This is a genomic window from Streptomyces sp. NPDC051662 (assembly GCF_040681655.1).
In the GTDB taxonomy this organism is placed as follows: Bacteria; Actinomycetota; Actinomycetes; order Streptomycetales; family Streptomycetaceae; genus Streptomyces.
The window spans coordinates 259258-275377 of the sequence record NZ_JBFAZD010000005.1 but is presented as its reverse complement, the minus strand read 5'-3'; the positions used below and the strand labels follow the sequence as shown (position 1 = coordinate 275377).

At 72.8% G+C, this 16120-nt stretch carries 14 protein-coding genes and 5 tRNA genes; 7 read left to right on the top strand and 12 right to left on the bottom strand.

Going from position 1 to position 16120, the window contains the following annotated elements; all coding sequences use genetic code 11:
* Positions 1–7 precede the first annotated feature (7 nt).
* Positions 8–520, top strand: a complete 513-nt coding sequence (locus AB0M67_RS11250; RefSeq protein WP_365744914.1) for a DsbA family protein — start codon at positions 8–10, stop codon at positions 518–520.
* A gap of 19 nt (positions 521–539) precedes the next feature.
* Here the strand turns inward: AB0M67_RS11250 and AB0M67_RS11245 are convergent, their stop codons facing one another.
* The 3 genes from AB0M67_RS11245 to AB0M67_RS11235 form a co-directional block, all read right to left on the bottom strand.
* The gene (locus AB0M67_RS11245; RefSeq protein WP_365744913.1) at positions 540–1379 is read right to left on the bottom strand and encodes a GNAT family N-acetyltransferase; all 840 of its coding nucleotides are present in this window, start codon (positions 1377–1379) and stop codon (positions 540–542) included.
* A gap of 71 nt (positions 1380–1450) precedes the next feature.
* Complete coding sequence (locus AB0M67_RS11240; protein WP_365744911.1) at positions 1451–2272, bottom strand: aminodeoxychorismate lyase; 822 nt, start codon at positions 2270–2272, stop codon at positions 1451–1453.
* A complete protein-coding gene (locus tag AB0M67_RS11235; protein ID WP_365744909.1) occupies positions 2273–3328 on the bottom strand; it encodes a chorismate-binding protein in 1056 nt (351 codons plus the stop codon).
* A gap of 156 nt (positions 3329–3484) precedes the next feature.
* Between AB0M67_RS11235 and AB0M67_RS11230 the strand changes: the two genes are divergently transcribed.
* The 5 genes from AB0M67_RS11230 (at position 3485) to AB0M67_RS11210 (ending at position 3934) form a co-directional block, all read left to right on the top strand.
* Positions 3485–3557 (top strand) — tRNA-Gly (locus AB0M67_RS11230).
* A 37-nt stretch (positions 3558–3594) separates the two neighbouring features.
* Positions 3595–3668: transfer RNA gene (locus tag AB0M67_RS11225), tRNA-Cys, on the top strand.
* Between the two features lies 1 nt (position 3669).
* A tRNA-Val gene (locus AB0M67_RS11220) sits at positions 3670–3741 on the top strand.
* A 21-nt stretch (positions 3742–3762) separates the two neighbouring features.
* Positions 3763–3834: transfer RNA gene (locus tag AB0M67_RS11215), tRNA-Val, on the top strand.
* A 28-nt stretch (positions 3835–3862) separates the two neighbouring features.
* Positions 3863–3934, top strand: a tRNA-Val gene (locus tag AB0M67_RS11210).
* A 70-nt stretch (positions 3935–4004) separates the two neighbouring features.
* On the opposite strand, the gene AB0M67_RS11205 is transcribed toward AB0M67_RS11210, so the two are convergent.
* From AB0M67_RS11205 to AB0M67_RS11190, 4 genes are all read right to left on the bottom strand, one after another.
* Complete coding sequence (locus AB0M67_RS11205) at positions 4005–4313, bottom strand: zf-TFIIB domain-containing protein (protein WP_030355449.1); 309 nt, start codon at positions 4311–4313, stop codon at positions 4005–4007.
* A 79-nt stretch (positions 4314–4392) separates the two neighbouring features.
* Complete coding sequence (locus AB0M67_RS11200; protein WP_365744907.1) at positions 4393–5451, bottom strand: phosphotransferase; 1059 nt, start codon at positions 5449–5451, stop codon at positions 4393–4395.
* A gap of 187 nt (positions 5452–5638) precedes the next feature.
* Positions 5639–5845, bottom strand: a complete 207-nt coding sequence (locus AB0M67_RS11195) for a hypothetical protein (protein WP_030355447.1) — start codon at positions 5843–5845, stop codon at positions 5639–5641.
* 202 nt (positions 5846–6047) lie between these two features.
* Positions 6048–6305 (bottom strand): hypothetical protein, encoded by a 258-nt coding sequence (locus tag AB0M67_RS11190; protein WP_365744904.1) that lies wholly within the window; start codon positions 6303–6305, stop codon positions 6048–6050.
* A 199-nt stretch (positions 6306–6504) separates the two neighbouring features.
* Between AB0M67_RS11190 and AB0M67_RS11185 the strand changes: the two genes are divergently transcribed.
* Complete coding sequence (locus AB0M67_RS11185) at positions 6505–7731, top strand: protein kinase (RefSeq protein WP_365745175.1); 1227 nt, start codon at positions 6505–6507, stop codon at positions 7729–7731.
* Between the two features lie 19 nt (positions 7732–7750).
* On the opposite strand, the gene AB0M67_RS11180 is transcribed toward AB0M67_RS11185, so the two are convergent.
* From AB0M67_RS11180 to AB0M67_RS11160, 5 genes are all read right to left on the bottom strand, one after another.
* Positions 7751–8569 (bottom strand): RNA methyltransferase, encoded by an 819-nt coding sequence (locus AB0M67_RS11180; RefSeq protein ID WP_365744902.1) that lies wholly within the window; start codon positions 8567–8569, stop codon positions 7751–7753.
* A gap of 45 nt (positions 8570–8614) precedes the next feature.
* On the bottom strand, positions 8615–9844 hold the full coding sequence (gene cobA, locus AB0M67_RS11175) for a uroporphyrinogen-III C-methyltransferase (protein ID WP_365744900.1): 1230 nt from the start codon (positions 9842–9844) through the stop codon (positions 8615–8617).
* Between the two features lie 629 nt (positions 9845–10473).
* Positions 10474–13743: a nicotinate-nucleotide--dimethylbenzimidazole phosphoribosyltransferase gene (gene cobT, locus AB0M67_RS11170; protein WP_365744898.1), complete on the bottom strand. Its 3270-nt coding sequence runs from the start codon at positions 13741–13743 to the stop codon at positions 10474–10476.
* A 345-nt stretch (positions 13744–14088) separates the two neighbouring features.
* Positions 14089–15309 (bottom strand): precorrin-6y C5,15-methyltransferase (decarboxylating) subunit CbiE, encoded by a 1221-nt coding sequence (gene cbiE / locus AB0M67_RS11165; protein WP_365744896.1) that lies wholly within the window; start codon positions 15307–15309, stop codon positions 14089–14091.
* A 169-nt stretch (positions 15310–15478) separates the two neighbouring features.
* Positions 15479–16117 carry a GNAT family N-acetyltransferase gene (locus AB0M67_RS11160; RefSeq protein WP_365744894.1) on the bottom strand — a complete coding sequence of 213 codons (639 nt, stop codon included), beginning with the start codon at positions 16115–16117 and terminating at the stop codon, positions 15479–15481.
* Between the last annotated feature and the right edge of the window lie 3 nt (positions 16118–16120).

The following is a 16120-nucleotide window of genomic DNA, read 5'->3' as shown; positions in this document are numbered from 1 at the left end:
TGGCCTGATGAACGACTCCCCCGCCATCCGCCCCGTCGTCCTCGACGTCTGGTGCGACCTTGAGTGCCCCGACTGCCACCGGGCCCTGGACGATCTGCGCGCGCTGCGCGCCCGCTACGAGGACCGGCTGGAGGTGCGGCTGCGGCACTTCCCCCTGGAGAAGCACAAGCACGCCTACGCCGCCGCACAGGCCGCCGAGGAAGCCGCGGAGCAGGGGCGCGGCCTGCCGTATGTCGAAGCCGTGCTGGCCAGGACGGCGGAGCTGACGGCCAAGGGGGAGCCCCTCCTGCTGGAGGTGGCGCGTGAGCTGGGGCTGGACGCCGAGGAGTTCGACACCGCGCTGATCGACGGCAGGCACCTCCTGGCCGTCGACGCCGATCAGGCCGAGGGCAAGGCGATCGGGGTCACCGGCACCCCCACCTATGTCATCGGGGACGAGCGGCTGGACGGCGGCAAGAGCCAGGAGGGGCTGCGCGGGCGCATCGAGGAGATCGTGGACCGGCTGCTGGCGAGCGCTTAGGGCGTGTCAGGGGCGGCGCTCAGAGCAGCTGCTTGAAGAAGTTGCGGTGCGTGGTGGCGTACTGGAGCGATTCGTACAGCCGGATCGCCGGGGTGTTGTTCGCGAACACATGCAGCCCCAGCAGGCTGTCCCCGGCCTCCAGCGCCGCCCGCTCGGCGAGCAGCATCAGCGCGCGGCCGTAGCCCTTGCCGCGCTGGTCCTCGGACACCGCCACGTCGTACACCCAGGAACCCCACTCGCCGGGCCGTACCTCGCGCGGTGCGACCCACACATGGCCGACGACCGTTCCCGCGTGGACGAGGACGCTGATCGAGACGCCGGGGGTGGCCAGGCCCTCGGGGAGGTTCTCGCGGTGGCTCGTCTCCGCCTTGGCGCGTGCCTGCTCGGACGGCACGCCCCTGGCCATCCAGTTGCGGGCGTACTCGTCGAGGGCTCGCGCCTCCCAGACCGCGTACTCCGTGTCGTTCATCGGACGGCCCTCGACATCGGCCGGCAGCTCCGGAGCCCGGGGTGGTACCGCCTTGTCCATGTTGCGGCTGCGCTCGGTATAGCCCAGGGACTCCAGCATGCGGAGCGCGGGCACCGCGTCGGGCGGTACGGAGGCCAGTACCTGGCCGCAGCCCCAGCCGCGCAGCACCTCCTCGGCGGCGAGCGCGGCGACGGTCCCCCGGCCGCGTCTGCGATCGGGCTCATCGATACCGAGGGCCTGGATGATCCCGGCCGTGTGACCGAAGCCGGGGTCCGTACCGAGTTCGATCGTGCCGACGCGGCGGCTGTTCACGCAGACCTCGTAGGAGCGTGACTTCTCGCCGTCGTCGGCCTGCTGAAGCGGCCCGGTCGGCCGCAGGGTGGTGGTCATCAGGGGAGTTGTACCCGTCGCGCGGTGCGGCGTCATCCGCTTTTCGGACCGGCCACGAAGCTCGCCGGGCCTCAGGGATCCAGGTCGGCGCCGGCCCGCTCCTCGAAGACGCGCATCGCCTTGGTGGTCACCGGCCCCGGGGCGGCGGGCAGTTGACGGTCGTCAAGGCGGTGGACCGCCTGTACGTCGCGCAGCGTGGAGGTCAGGAAGATCTCGTCCGCGCGTTCCAGGGCGTCCAGCGGCAGATCCGTCTCATGGGCACCGCACCACTCGACCGTCAGGGCCCGGGTGATCCCGGCGAGGCAGCCGGACGCGAGCGGCGGGGTGTGCAATTCGCCGTCGAGGACGACGAAGACATTGGAGCCCGTGCCCTCGCAGAGCGCGCCGACGGTATTGGCGAACAGCGCCTCGCTCGCGCCTTGTTCCCGCGCCCTCGCGAGGGCGACGACATTCTCCGCGTACGAGGTGGTCTTGAGGCCGGTCACCGCGCCGCGCTCATTGCGCGTCCACGGGACGGTGATGGCCGCGGTGGTGTCGGGGCGGCGCTTCGTCCCGCCGACGGCGACAACCAGGGTCGGGCCCGCGTCGCCCCGGTCGGAGCCGAGCGGGGAGAGTCCGCCGGTGTAGGTGATCCGCAGTCGCCCCAGGTCCACCGGGTTGGCGTCGAGAACGGCCGCGCAGGCGCGGCGTACCTCGTCGAGATCCGGCTCCGGCAGCCCGAGTCCGCGGGCGGAGCGGCCCAGCCGGTCCAGATGGCGGGTGAGGGCGAAGGGCCGGCCCTGGACGGTCTTGACCGTCTCGAAGATGCCGTCCCCCACGGTCAGCCCATGATCGAGCACGGACACAAGGGCGCCTTCGGCCGTGTGCAGTCCGCCGTTGACCCAGATCTTCATCTACCCGGTCCTTCCGCTCGCTTCGTACGCGCCCGACGCTATCGCGAGCAGCCGGGCGGCCTTCAGCTCGGTCTCCTCCCACTCCCCCTCGGGGTCGGATCCCCAGGTGATGCCCGCTCCGGCGCCGAAGCGCAGGACGGGTCCCGGGGCCGCGTCGCGGTCGATCCAGAAGGTACGGATCCCGACCGCGAGCGCCGCCGTCCCACGGTCGGCGTCGACCCAGCCGATACCGCCGCAGTAGGGGCCGCGCGGGGCGGCCTCCAGCTCTTCGATGATCCGCAGGGCGCTGGACTTGGGGGCGCCACTGACCGAGCCGGGCGGGAACGTCGCGGACAGCAGCTCCGGCCAGCCCGCCTTCCCGTCGAGCTCGCCCCGTACGGTCGAGACGAGATGGACCAGTCCGGGGTGCGGTTCGAGCGCGCAGAGCGCGGGGACCGTCACGGATCCCGTGGCGCAGACGCGGCCCAGGTCATTGCGGACGAGGTCCACGATCATCACGTTCTCGGCGTAGTCCTTCTCCAGCAGCTCGCCGGCGGTACGGGCGGTGCCCTTGATCGGGCCGGACTCGACGGTCCGGCCGGCCGTGCTCAGATACAGCTCGGGCGAGGCGGTCGCGATCTCCACTCCGTGCTCGGGCAGCCGGATCGTTCCGGCGTACGGAGCGGGGTTGTCGCGCGCGAGCAGTGCCGTCAGCGCGTCGACATCGGCCCTGTCGGGAGCGGGCAGGGGCGCGGAGAGCACCCGGCAGAGGTTGACCTGATAGACATCGCCCGCCGCGATGTACTCGCGGATCCGGTGGACGCCCTTCGTGTACGCGTCGCGGTCGAGCGACGACGTCCAGTCACCGGAGGCGGGCCCGCGCCACTGCCCCGGCACCGGCGCGGGCACCGGTTCCGTCCGTACCTCGTCGAAGCGAGCGCAGGTGAGACGGCCTTCGAAGTCCGCCGCGACGGCCCAGAACCCGGCGGAGTCAAGCGCTTCCGGATCATGGGTGACATCCCGCAGACCGGAGGCGACAAGGCCGCCGAAGCGGGCCAAAGGAGCGAGGTCGTGCACGCTTGCGAGTCTAGAACAGCCTCCGTTGGGCCGCTCCGCGCTGAACGTACGGCGAACGCACCCCAGCACGCTGCGGAAACGCGTTTTTGTGCTGGCCCCGGAATCCGCTAGAGTTCAACACGTCGCCGGGCCGTACGAGCGGGCCGGAAACGATACGCGGACGTAGCTCAGTTGGTAGAGCGCAACCTTGCCAAGGTTGAGGTCGCCAGTTCGAACCTGGTCGTCCGCTCGAATATGGGGGATCCTTCCCGAACCCCCGTACTCCTGGTGGAGTGGCCGAGAGGCGAGGCAACGGCCTGCAAAGCCGTCTACACGGGTTCAAATCCCGTCTCCACCTCCAAGGACGATTAGCTCAGCGGGAGAGCGCTTCCCTGACACGGAAGAGGTCACTGGTTCAATCCCAGTATCGTCCACTGGATCCATCCGGATTCCCCGCGCGATTAGCTCAGCGGGAGAGCGCTTCCCTGACACGGAAGAGGTCACTGGTTCAATCCCAGTATCGCGCACGCAGTGCAGTACACGTGGGTCCTTCCCGCGCGATTAGCTCAGCGGGAGAGCGCTTCCCTGACACGGAAGAGGTCACTGGTTCAATCCCAGTATCGCGCACCGACAGAAGCCCCCGGCCGTCTCCATGGCCGGGGGCTTCGTCATGTGCCTGTCGTTTCTCGGGAGGACCTCAGGAGGAGAAGAGCATCCGCCCGAAGCTCTTCTGGCGGTGGTGCCCGCCGTGGTGGCCTCCGTAATGACCGCCGCCGTGCTGAGGCGCGCCCCAGGCGGGGGCGGGGGCTGCGGGGTACGCCTGCGGGGGCGGGGGCGGGGCCTGCTGGACGGGCGGCGCCTGCTGCGACCACTGCGACTCCAGGCGGGTCAGGGACTCCAGCTCGCCGTAGTCGAGGAAGATCCCCCGGCAGCCGCTGCACTGCTCTATCTGGACACCGTTGCGGTTGTATGTGTGCATCGCCGCGTGGCACTTGGGACACTGCATGGTCTGCTCGCTCCTCGCCATTCGTCCGGCATCGCCGTAACGCGCTCCCGGCGGCCGTGTGTTCATCCTATGCCTCACCCTACGACGACGCCCCGGGCGTCAACTCGGTTGCGAGGTCCGCGATCCGCGCACAGGCCTCGATCATCAGCAGGTCGGCCTCGCCCGGTTCCCGGCCCTCCGCGCCGGCCTTGGCGATGGCCAGCGCGGCGGTCTGCACGGTGAGGGCGCGGGCCGGGACATCCAGTCGGGGCCAGGGGTCCGCGTCGGGGTCGGCGGGCACGGCGGGGCCGTGCGCCGACCGGTAGGCACCGAGGAAGCGCAGCCAGGTCTCGGGGGGCAGCAGTCCCGCGGCGTACCAGGCGGCGGGGCGGGCCAAGTCCCAGGCCGGGTCGCCGAGTCCGAGGTCGTCGACATCGATGAGCAGCCAGGGGCCGTCGGGGGCCGGGTGGCGTACGAGCTGGCCCAGGTGCAGATCGCCGTGGCAGAGCGCGTACGGTCCCGGCGCGCGCGCCTCACCACGGGCCCAGGCGGGCAGACACCGCCAGGCGCGTTCCACGGGAGCGGCGGCGGGGTGCGGTCCCGCGGCGCGCATCCGGGCGACGGCGCGGGCGGCCTTGGCGGGTCCCCGCATGTCCGGTAGCCGGTGGCCGGAGCCCGAACCGGCCGGGGGTACCGCTGCGGATCCCACGGCGGCTTCGGCTCCCGTCGCGGCTTCGGCCACGGCTTCGGACAGCGCCGCGAGCGGCAGCGTGTGCAGCCGGGCGATGAGTGTGCCGGCCTGCTCCCAAGGGGCGGCGTCGGGGTCGGCGGGGTCGACCGGGGTGCCGTACGGCCACGCCGTCACCGGCCGACCGCGCAGTTCCTCGGCGGCGGCCGGAAGCGGCGGCAGCAGAACACCGGCGAGCAGGGGATGCGCGGCGACGGCGAGCCTGACGCGGTGCCCGGCCGGGTCCGTACCGTCGGCGTGGATCTTGGCGACGACCTCGCCGTGCCGTACGACCGTCCCGTCCGGCCGGTCGGCGAGCACGGTGCTCCCCCGGCCGCAGCCCCGGCACCCCGCCGGGTCCGCGGCACGCACCGCCGGGTGGGCGGTGTCGCGGGCGACGAGGCCCAGGGCCCGTACGACGGATGTGGTCATGGAGGCCCCCGGATGCGTGGTGTTCCGTGCCGAGCGTACGGCGGTGGAACCGGGCCCGGACAGCGCGATGGCCGGTCAGCTCCCCAGCTGACCGGCCAAACGCTGCCGTCCGCCGCACCCCCGTCCCCACGGGGTTGTTGGCCGGATGTCCCCGACCCGGGCCGCTCTCCCGGATCCGAAGCGCCGCTCAGCGCCCCAGCATCACGCCCACGGACGACGCTTGTGTCACCACTGCTTCCCAGCCGCCGAAGACGACCACCAGCAGGGCTGCCAGAGGAAGGACCATGGCGGTCGCCACCAGGGGGTGGCGGGTGCCGGACCGGCGCCCGCCGAACGCGGCGAACGCCTTGCGTCCTTGCGTACGGATCATCGCCCGCGATGCCGTGTCCGCCATGGTCCTTCTCCTGTCCTGTTCCGAGAGCGGCGAGTGTCTGACCTCGGGGGACGAGTACCGCACCCGCCGCTTGACCTCAACATTAGGGATCCGGCGGGCCCCGGTCGTCATGCCCGCGTACCGATTGCCGGGCCTCCCGGAGGATGAGCCGGACACCCGTCACGTACTCCCCTGGGTGGAGAGGAGGGTCCGGACCCCCGGGTCATCCCCGAGAGGACGTCTCTCCGGAGCGCCCCGAGGAGTCCACCCGGGGCACCGGCTGCTCGACCAGCGCGAGAACCCGCGTGGCCATGAACCGCGCCGTTCTGACCACCCCGCCACCGCGGGTGACTTCGCTCACTTCCACCACTCCCCGGCGCACCGCGGTCTCCACCCTGCGGCCCGCCCGGCTCGCCACCACTTCGTAGGTCCGTGTCGTGTCCCCCGCGTCCACGACTATCTCCACTCGGTCACCCTTCACGATCCAATCCCCCTTCTGCGTCCGACCTTTGAGATCACGCACGGGTCGGGGGACCTGGGCTCCGCCGCTCCCCTGACCACCACTCAAGTTTCCCACCCGGCACTGACAATCGGTCGGTGCGCGAGGGCGCGGCCTATGAGCGCGCCGGGGCGCGGGTACGTAAGCTGTGCCACGTCACACGGACGACCGGGCAGCGGGGATGGACATGGCGATGATGCGGCTCCGGCGCGAGGACCCGCGTGTCGTCGGTTCGTTCAGGATCCACCGGCGGCTGGGCGCCGGCGGGATGGGGGTCGTGTATCTGGGCTCCGACCGGCGCGGTCAGCGGGTCGCGTTGAAGGTGATCCGGCCGGATCTGGCCGAGGATCAGGAGTTCCGGTCGCGGTTCGCCCGCGAGGTCTCCGCCGCGCGGCGGATCCGGGGCGGCTGTACGGCACGGCTGGTGGCCGCGGATCTGGACGCGGACCGCCCGTGGTTCGCCACCCAGTATGTGCCGGGCCCCTCACTGCACGACAAGATCAACGAGGAGGGCCCGCTCTCCGCGGCCGAGGTCGCCTCGGTGGGTGCCGCGCTCTCCGAGGGGCTGGTGGCCGTCCATGAGGCGGGCGTCGTACACCGCGACCTCAAACCGTCGAACATCCTGCTCTCCCCCAAGGGCCCGCGCATCATCGACTTCGGTATCGCCTGGGCGACGGGCGCGAGCACGCTGACGCATGTCGGCACCGCGGTCGGATCGCCCGGCTTCCTCGCACCGGAGCAGGTGCGCGGGGCGGCGGTCACCCCGGCCACGGACGTGTTCTCGCTGGGCGCCACGCTCGCCTACGCGGCGACCGCCGACTCCCCCTTCGGGCACGGCAGTTCCGAGGTCATGCTCTACCGGGTGGTGCATGAGGAGGCACATCTCCACGGGATGCCGGACGCGCTCGCGCCACTCGTGCGGGCCTGTCTGGCCAAGGACCCGGAGGAACGTCCGAGCACGCTCCAGCTGTCGATGCGGCTCAAGGAGATCGCGGCGCGGGAGGCCCAGGGGCTCTCGGAGAGCCGACCGCCCGTACAGCGGACGCGGAACGGACAGGAGCTGACGACCGGCCGGCTGACCGAGCGCTATACGGAGCGGGCCCCAGGACCCGGCGCGCCGAGCCGTACGCCGGGAGTCTCCGGCGGCCCGGCGTCGCGTCCCGGGCCCTCCCGGAGCACGGGCTCCTCCCCCCGTACCGGCGGTTCCTCCCCCCGCAACGGCTCACCGCGCCCGCCGCGGTCCCGGGGCGCCGCGCGTACGGGCAGCGGCCGGCCGAAGCCGGGTCCGCGAACGAGCTCGGGCAAGCTACGGCCCGCCAACCCCCGTCTGCTGCGCCAGCGGCTGATCGTCTTCGTCGTCGTGACCCTGATCGTCGCGCTGGGCATCGCGGCGGCCCAGCAGCTCTGAGCCGGCGGGCCGTGTCCGGTCAGCTCTCCGGGCGGCCCGTCGTGACCGCGTAGAAGGCGACCGCCGCCGCCGCACCGACGTTCAGCGAGTCCACGCCGTGCGCCATGGGGATACGGACCCAGGTGTCGGCGGCCCCGAGCGCGCGCCCCGACAGTCCGGCGCCTTCCGCGCCCAGCATCAGCGCGACACGCTCCAGCCGGTGCGGAGCGGCCTCGTCCATCGGGACCGCCCGCTCGTCGGGGGTGAGCGCCAGCAGCGGGAAGCCCGCCGCCCGTACGGCGTCCAGCGCCCGGGGCCAGCCGTCGAGCCGGGCGTACGGCACGGAGAACACCGCGCCCATCGAGACCTTCACCGAGCGGCGGTAGAGCGGATCCGCGCAGTCCGGGGAGAGCAGGACGGCGTCCATACCGAGAGCCGCGGCGCTCCGGAAGACCGCGCCGATATTGGTGTGGTCGTTGACCGCCTCCATGACGGCGACGCGGCGCGCCGTACGGAGCACCTCGTCCACCGTGGGCAGCGGCTTACGGGCCATGGAGGCGAGGGCGCCGCGGTGCACGTGGTAGCCGGTGACCCGTTCCGCCAGCTCGGGGCTGACCGCGTACACCGGGGCCGTGACCTCGTCGATGATGTCCCGCATGGTGTCGACCCACTTGGCCGAGAGCAGCATCGACCGCATCGGGTAGCCGGCCTGGCCGGCCCGGCGGATGACCTTCTCGCCCTCGGCGATGAACAGCCCTTCGGCGGGCTCGCGCCGACGGCGCAGCTCGACATCGGTCAGACCGGTGTAGTCGCGCAGGCGCGGGTCGTCGGGGTCGTCGATGGTGATGAGTTCAGCCACGGGGTGACACTGCCTTGTCAGATGAGTGGTGTGCGGGACGGACGGCTACCTGCCGTCCCCCAGGGCGACGACCTCACCGATCACGATGACGGCCGGGGGCCGGACCTCCTCGGTCCGCACGACCTCCGCGACCGTCGCGAGCGTGGCGTCGACCCGTCGCTGGGAGGCCGTGGTGCCTTCCTGTACCAGGGCGACCGGCGTCTCGGGGGCCCTGCCGTGCGCCACGAGCGCCTGGGCGATCGCACCGATCTTGTCCACGGCCATCAGCAGGACGAGCGTGCCACGGAGCCGGGCGAGCGCGGCCCAGTCCACCAGCGAGCGGTCGTCGTCGGGGGCGACATGCCCGCTGACGACGGTGAACTCATGGGCGACGCCACGGTGCGTGACGGGGATTCCGACCGCCCCCGGCACACTGATGGAGCTGGAGATCCCTGGCACGACGGTGCACGGGATACCGGCCGCGGCCAGCGCGTGCGCCTCCTCCATACCCCGTCCGAACACGAACGGGTCGCCCCCCTTGAGCCGGACCACGGCCTTGCCCGCCTTGGCGTGCTCGATCAGCGCGTCGTTGATCGCCTCCTGGGCCATGGCGCGGCCGTACGGGATCTTCGCGGCGTCGATCACCTCGACGTGCGGCGGCAGTTCGGCCAGCAGATCGCGCGGGCCGAGACGGTCGGCGATCACGACATCCGCCTCGGCGAGGAGCCTCCTGCCGCGCACGGTGATCAGGTCCGGGTCGCCGGGGCCGCCGCCGACGAGGGCGACGCCGGGGGTACGGCTGCGACGGTGCGGGGCGGCGAGCGTGCCGTCGCGCAGCCCCTCGACGATGGCGTCCCGCACGGCGGCGGAGCGGCGCGGGTCCCGCCCGGTGAGCACGGCGACGGTCAGGCCCTCGCTGCGGCCGGTGGCGGGCGTCCAGGCGGTGGCGGCGTCCGCGTCGTCGCTGCGTACGCACCAGACGCGGAGGCGCTCGGCCTCGGCGGACGCGGTGCGGTTGGCGTGCTCGTCGCTCGACGCGACGAGGACGTACCAGGCGTCGGCGAGGTCGCCCTCTTCGTAGCGGCGGCGCTCCCAGCGGATCTCGCCGGCCGCCGCCATGGCCTCGACGGAGGGCTTGGCGGACGGCGACACCAGCACGATGTCCGCGCCGGCCGCGATGAGCGCGGGCAGCCGGCGCTGCGCGACCTGCCCGCCGCCGACGACGACGACGCGCCGCCCGGCGAGGCGGAGTCCGACGGGGTAGGCGGGGTGCGAGTGCTCGGCGTGCTCGGGCATGTGGCTGGGGGCTCCTCGGGCGTGAAGGGGCTGGTGGGGTGCGGTGACCAGCTTACGGGCGGTGGGGGGCGCCTCCGCCTTCCGGCGGGGGGTCGTGGTGCGGGGCGCCTCCGCCTTCCGGCGGGGGGGTCGTGGTGCGGGGCGCCTTCCGGCGGGGGGTCGTGGTGTGGTGCGGTGCGCCTCCCGGCGGGGGGTCGTGGTGCGGGGCGCCTTCGGCACGGGGGTGCGTTGTGGTGCCGGGGGTCGGGGCCTCCGGAGGTACATGTCCGGACGGCATGATTTACGGCGCGACTCTGCCCTGTCGTTGGTTCGGGCGTCCGTGCGCCACAAATCACGCTTTAGTGTCCGGACACGCACCTCCTACGACCCCGACCCCCTCCCGCCCGTGGGCCCCCTCGCGCACGACCGGGCCGCCTGAGCGGGCGGTGAAGGGGGGCGCGCAGGGGTCGTGTCCGGGACGTAGAGCGTGATTTGTGGCGCGCGACCGCCCGTCTCCTGACTGTGGCCCGTTACGCGCCGTAAATCATGCAGTCCCGGGCGCGAGCCCGGAGCGACCACCGGCGACAACCCGCACCGCACCACCGGCCCCAGCCGAAACGCACCTCGAACAACGGCCCCCCGCCGGACAGCTATTTTTCCGTGACCCCCGCCGAGTCGAACGTCGCCACCTCATGCATCGCCCGCGCCGCGCTCTGGACCACCGGAAGCGCCAGCAGCGCGCCCGTCCCCTCGCCCAGGCGGAGGTCCAGGTCGACCAGGGGGCGCAGGCCGAGTTTGTTGAGGGCCGCGACATGGCCCGGCTCCGCGCTGCGGTGGCCCGCGATGCAGGCCGCCAGCGCCTCCGGGGCGATCGCCCGGGCGACCAGCGCCGCCGCGCCGGCGCTCACGCCGTCCAGGATGACCGGCGTACGCAACGACGCGCCGCCCAGCAGGAATCCGACCAGCGCCGCGTGCTCCAGGCCGCCGATCGCGGCGAGAACGCCGACCGGGTCGGACGGGTCGGGCTGGTGGAGGTCGAGACCCCGGCGGACGACATCGACCTTGCGGGCGTGCATCTCGTCGTTGATGCCGGTTCCCCGCCCGGTGACCTCCGCCGGGTCCTGGCCGGTGTAGACGCAGATCAGCGCGGCCGAGACGGTCGTGTTGGCGATGCCCATCTCTCCGGTGAGCAGGGCCTTGTTGCCCGCGGCCACCAGATCGCGGGCCGTCTCGATGCCGACCTCGATCGCCGCGAGGACCTCCTCGCGGCTCAGCGCGGGACCCGTCGTGAAGTCGGCCGTACCCGCGCGGACCTTGCGGGGCAGCAGGCCCGGCGTCGCCGTGAGTTCGCCCGCGACGCCCACGTCGATGACGCAGACCTCCGCGCCCACCTGGTTAGCGAACGCGTTGCACACCGCGCCGCCACCCAGGAAGTTGGCGACCATCTGGCCGGTCACCTCCTGCGGCCACGGGGTCACCCCCTGCGCGTGCACGCCGTGGTCGCCCGCGAAGATCGCGACGGCGGCCGGTTCCGGGATCGGCGGCGGGCAGAGCCGGGACAATCCGCTGAGCTGGGCGGAGATGATCTCCAGCATGCCGAGCGCGCCGGCGGGCTTGGTCATCCGCTTCTGCCGCTCCCACGCCTCGCCCAGCGCCTTGGCGTCCAGCGGGCGGATACCGGCGATGGTCTCCTGGAGCAGGTCGTGCGGCTCCTCGCCCGGCAGGGCGCGGCGGCCGTAGGTCTCCTCGTGGACGACCCAGGAGAGCGGCCGGCGCTTGGACCAGCCGGCCTGCATCAGCTCGGGATCGACGGGGAACTCGTCGACGTATCCGACACAGAGATACGCGACGACTTCGAGATGCTCGGGCAGCCCCAGCGCGCGCACCATCTCGCGCTCGTCGAAGAAGCTGACCCAGCCGACGCCCAGGCCCTCGGCGCGGGCGGCGAGCCACAGGTTCTCCACGGCGAGCGCCGAGGAGTACGGGGCCATCTGCGGCTGGGTGTGCCTGCCGAGGGTGTGCCGGCCGCCGCGCGTGGGGTCCGCGGTGACGACGATGTTCACCGGGGTGTCGAGGATGGCCTCGATCTTCAGTTCCTTGAACTGCTTGGCCCGGCCCTTGGGCAGCGCCTTGGCGTACGCGTCACGCTGACGCTGCGCCAGCTCGTGCATGGACCGCCGGGTCTCGGCGGAGCGGATGACGACGAAGTCCCAGGGCTGGGAGTGGCCCACGCTGGGCGCGGTGTGGGCGGCTTCCAGGACGCGCAGCAGGACGTCGTGCGGGACGGGGTCGGAGCGGAAGCCGTTACGGATGTCCCGGCGCTCGCGCATCACACGGAGCACGGCGTCGCGTTCGGCGTCGTCGTAACCGGACGGGGCCGCGGTGCCTTCCTGTGCGACGGGCGCGGGCTCGGCCTCGGCCTGAGGCTCGGGTTCCGGTACGGGTACGGGTACGACGGTCGGCTCCGGCTCGGGCTCCGGGGCGGCGGTGGTCTCCGCGAGAGGCTCCGGTTCGGGCGTGGGCTCCGGCTCCGGCGCCGGTTCCGGGGCGGACTCCTGGACCGGTACGGGCTCGGGTTCCGGGGCGGCTTCGGGCGCGGACTCCTGGACCGGCTCGGGTTCCGGCGCGGCTTCGGGCTCCGGGGCCGGTACGAGTACCGGCTCCTCCGTGGGCTGCTCGACCTGCTCGGCGACGGGAGCGGGTGCCTCCGGCGCTTCGGCCGGCTCGGCCGGGGCGGTGGCCGGGCTCTCGGCCACCGGCTCGGGCTGCGGCTCGGATTCCGGCTCGGGTTCCGGCTGTTGCTCCGCGGCGGGCGGTTCCGGGGCAATCGGCTCGGGCCGCGGTTCCGGCTCGACGGCCGCGACCTGCGCGGGCTCCACGGGCTCCGGCTCAGCCGGGACGGGTGCGGGGACAGGTTCGGCCTGGGCCCGCGGCTCCGGGACGACCGTTTCTGCCGACGCCTCCGGCGCGACGGCCACCGCCACCGGCTCGGCGGGCGGCGGCTCGGCCGACCACGGCGTCCCCGCCTGCGGCGGAATCTCGCTCAGCTGCGGCCCCGCCAGGACGGCGGGCTCCTCACGCGGGACATCCAGATACTCCGGGCCCGTGGTGGCCGGTCCCTGCGCCTGGGCGCGTACCCGGACGGCCTGTGTCGGCGCGCCCGCGGGTCCTCGGTCGGCGAGCGAACGGACCACGCCGCCCGTCGGGTCGGGCACCGGCGGACCCATGTGCAGCGGGCGCCGCACCGGCGTCTGGACAGGGGCGGGCGCGGCGACCGCGGGAGCGGGCGCCGGGATGCGTACGCCGGTGAGATCGACCGAACCGGTGTCCCGGCCACCGGCCTCGTGCGCGCCCGGCTGGTGCGGGGTCTGGACGGGCGGCGGTACGTCGGCCGGCTCTTCGGACACGGCGGGGGCTTCGGGTTCCACGGGGGCGGCCGGCTGCTCGAACTCGGCCTCCACGACCGGAGCCCGCTCCGGCTCGGCGGTGAACTCCGGCTGCGGCTGGTACCCGTCCGGCGCCTCGGCCCGGACCTGTGGCACCGGCTCCTGGATCGGCGCCGGCTGTTCTATGGGCGGCATCTGCTGCTGGATCAGGGCCTGCTCGGGAACGGCGTATCCCTCGGGCGCGGCCGGGGCGTAGCTCTCCGGCGCGGCGGCGTACCTGTCGGGCGTGGCGTACCCCTCGGGCGTGGCGTACCCCTCGGGCGCGGCATAGGCGACGGGTGCCTCGGCGGGCACCACCTGGGGGTCGTTCCAGCCGCCCTGGGCGCTCGGCATGAGCAGAAGGTCTTCGTCCTCGGTGACGGGTGCGGAGGGGGCGAGGTAGGTGTACGCGCCGGGAGCGGGGATGCCCGGCTGCTCCACCATGCCTGCGTTCTCCGGCAGTCCCTCGACCGGGACCTGGCCGGTGTCAGTCATGTGCGTACCCCTCGCCCATTGGTTCTGCTCCTTCAGCCCTTCCGCCGGGGCGCCCGATCCGCGGCGCTTCCGGCGCCCGTCATGAACAACGAGCGTGGGCGCCGGGCGGCACGAAAGGCCCGCGTCGGCCCTGGTGTCTGGGCTCCCGCGGTCTTTCAGGGCCCTGGCGGTGGTATCCGCCACGGCCCGCTGTGGACTGCGCCACGTCGCGCGTCCCCCGGTTCTCGCCGTACCACATCAGGGTCCAAAACGGGCCCCTTTTCCGGACATTGACGAACGAAGTGACGAACGCCCGGCTGCTGTACAACGATCGGCCAGCCTACCCCGCGCGGCGCGGAAGCAGGGTCAGGGGCCGCTTTCCGGACGCTGTCCGGAGACAAGGAAGACGACGGAGCGCTCACGCTCCGACCAGTCGCCGGTGTCGAGTCCGACGGACTGGAGCAGTACGCACTCCACCTCATATCCGCCTGCCGCCAAGGCCGTTCCCACCGCCTCGGCCTCGTCCCGGGTGGCCGCGTGGGTGACGATGCGCTCGGGTCGGCGGTCGGCGCAGGCGGTGACCACATCGAGACCGCCGCCGCCGATCCGTACGACATCGGGCTCGGGCAGCCGCTCCAGTACATGGGGCGCCCGCCCCTGGACGACCTGGAGCTGTACGCCGGCGCGGCGGGCGGCGGCGGCCGTACTGGCGCAGGCTCCCGCTTCGTCGTCCACGGCGATGACGGCCGCGCCGAAGCGGGCCGCCTCGGCGGCGAGGGCTCCGCTGCCGCAGCCGATGTCCCAGACGAGGTCGCCGGTACGGGCACCGAGCCGGGCCAGCTGGGCGGCGCGCAGCCAGGTCGACTCGCCCTCGTCCAGCTCGACGCCGTACTCCTCGGTGGGCAGTGCCCAGCCGCGTTCGGCCGGCGGGTATCCGGGGTCGCGGCCCGCGATCCAGCCGCTGCCCGGGGAGACCGCGGTGCCGACTCCGCCGATGACGATCACCACGTTCGGGTCGCGCCAGACATGGTCGGCGGCCTTGTCCGAGGTGAGGACGGTGACTTGTTCGCGCTCGGTCCCCAGCTCCTCGCAGATGACGAAGGTGCGGTGGATCCCGTCGAGGAGCAGGGCGAGTTCGGCGGGTCCTGCGCCCGGGGAGGTGAGGACCGCGACCTTGGTGTGCGCCCGGCAGACATTGACGGCGCGGCGGAGCGTACGGCGGTGGGCGACGACGACCTGGGCGTCGTCCCAGGCCATCCCGGCCCGTGCGAAGGCGCCTGCCACGGCGGAGACCGCGGGGACGACTTCGACCTCCAGGCCGTGTTCCGGGGCGCGCAGGGTGCGTACGACGCCGAAGAAGCCGGGGTCGCCGTCGGCGAGGACCACGGCGCTGCCACGGTGTCCGGCGATCCGGCGGGCCGCGAGGTCTATCGAGCCGAGGCGGATGCGCTCGGCGCCTGGCGGCACCTCGGGGAGCGCCAGATGGTGGGCGGCTCCGGCCACCAGAGTGGCCGCGGAGAGCGCGGATTTGGCCGCGGCGGTGAGGGGCGAGCCGTCCCAGCCGATCACCGTGACGCGGTCGGCCATCGTCGTCAGTCTCCGTAAGTCGTCTTGAGCGGGACAGAAGCGGGCAGGGTGGGGGATCGCTGCCGGTGGTGGATCGCGGTCGCGGCACGGAGCACTGCCCGTACGGTCGTGAGCGCAGGGTGAGAGTACCTGGCCGGGCCGGGAGGCGACCGGGCGGTGGGGGTGAGCGTCAGTTCCAGTCGGTGAAGGACGCGTAGCCCGTCGCGTCCGCCATCTGTTCGGCGACGCCTTCGAGGTCCTCGGGCAGCAGGCTCCAGACGATCAGGTCGGTGCGGATGTCGGTCCAGCCCCCGTCCTCGGTCTGGGTACGCGCTATCCAGGCGTTGCGCAGGACACCCTCGCTGATGCAGCCGATCTTCTGCGCCACCTGCTGGGAAGCGGTGTTGTCGGCGGGGGTGCGCACCTCGATGCGTTCGAACTTCTGGTCACGGAAGAGCCACTGGGCGACCGCGAGCACCGATTCGGTGGCGTATCCCTCACCACGCGCCCAGGGTGCGGTCACATAGGCGGCCTCGGTGGAGAGCGCGTGCCAATTGGTTCTGCGCAGCCGCACGACGCCGACGAGCCGCTGGGTGAGGAACTCGGTGACGGCGAAGGCGATCCCGCGCCCTTTCAGGCGTTCGGCGGGCGCGATCGCACCGATCCACTCCTCGGCGTCTCTTCTCGTATACGGATGGGGGACGGGCGTCCAGGCCGTGACCAGCTCGTCATTCATCATCTCGATGTGCGCCGGGATGTCCGCCGGCTCGAAGGGGCGCAGCACCAACCGCTCCGTGCTGATGGAAACGTCCGGAAAGGTGGTAGTCATGCA

What these genes read in the sequence shown, in the direction of transcription:
- AB0M67_RS11250 (WP_365744914.1), top strand. Translation starts at nt 8, where the DNA reads ATGAACGACTCCCCCGCCATCCGCCCCGTCGTCCTCGACGTCTGGTGC.
- AB0M67_RS11245 (WP_365744913.1), bottom strand. Translation starts at nt 1,379, where the DNA reads ATGACCACCACCCTGCGGCCGACCGGGCCGCTTCAGCAGGCCGACGAC.
- AB0M67_RS11240 (WP_365744911.1), bottom strand. Translation starts at nt 2,272, where the DNA reads ATGAAGATCTGGGTCAACGGCGGACTGCACACGGCCGAAGGCGCCCTT.
- AB0M67_RS11205 (WP_030355449.1), bottom strand. Translation starts at nt 4,313, where the DNA reads ATGCAGTGTCCCAAGTGCCACGCGGCGATGCACACATACAACCGCAAC.
- AB0M67_RS11200 (WP_365744907.1), bottom strand. Translation starts at nt 5,451, where the DNA reads ATGACCACATCCGTCGTACGGGCCCTGGGCCTCGTCGCCCGCGACACC.
- AB0M67_RS11195 (WP_030355447.1), bottom strand. Translation starts at nt 5,845, where the DNA reads ATGGCGGACACGGCATCGCGGGCGATGATCCGTACGCAAGGACGCAAG.
- AB0M67_RS11185 (WP_365745175.1), top strand. Translation starts at nt 6,505, where the DNA reads ATGGACATGGCGATGATGCGGCTCCGGCGCGAGGACCCGCGTGTCGTC.
- cobA (WP_365744900.1), bottom strand. Translation starts at nt 9,844, where the DNA reads ATGCCCGAGCACGCCGAGCACTCGCACCCCGCCTACCCCGTCGGACTC.
- cobT (WP_365744898.1), bottom strand. Translation starts at nt 13,743, where the DNA reads ATGACTGACACCGGCCAGGTCCCGGTCGAGGGACTGCCGGAGAACGCA.
- cbiE (WP_365744896.1), bottom strand. Translation starts at nt 15,309, where the DNA reads ATGGCCGACCGCGTCACGGTGATCGGCTGGGACGGCTCGCCCCTCACC.
- AB0M67_RS11160 (WP_365744894.1), bottom strand. Translation starts at nt 16,117, where the DNA reads ATGACTACCACCTTTCCGGACGTTTCCATCAGCACGGAGCGGTTGGTG.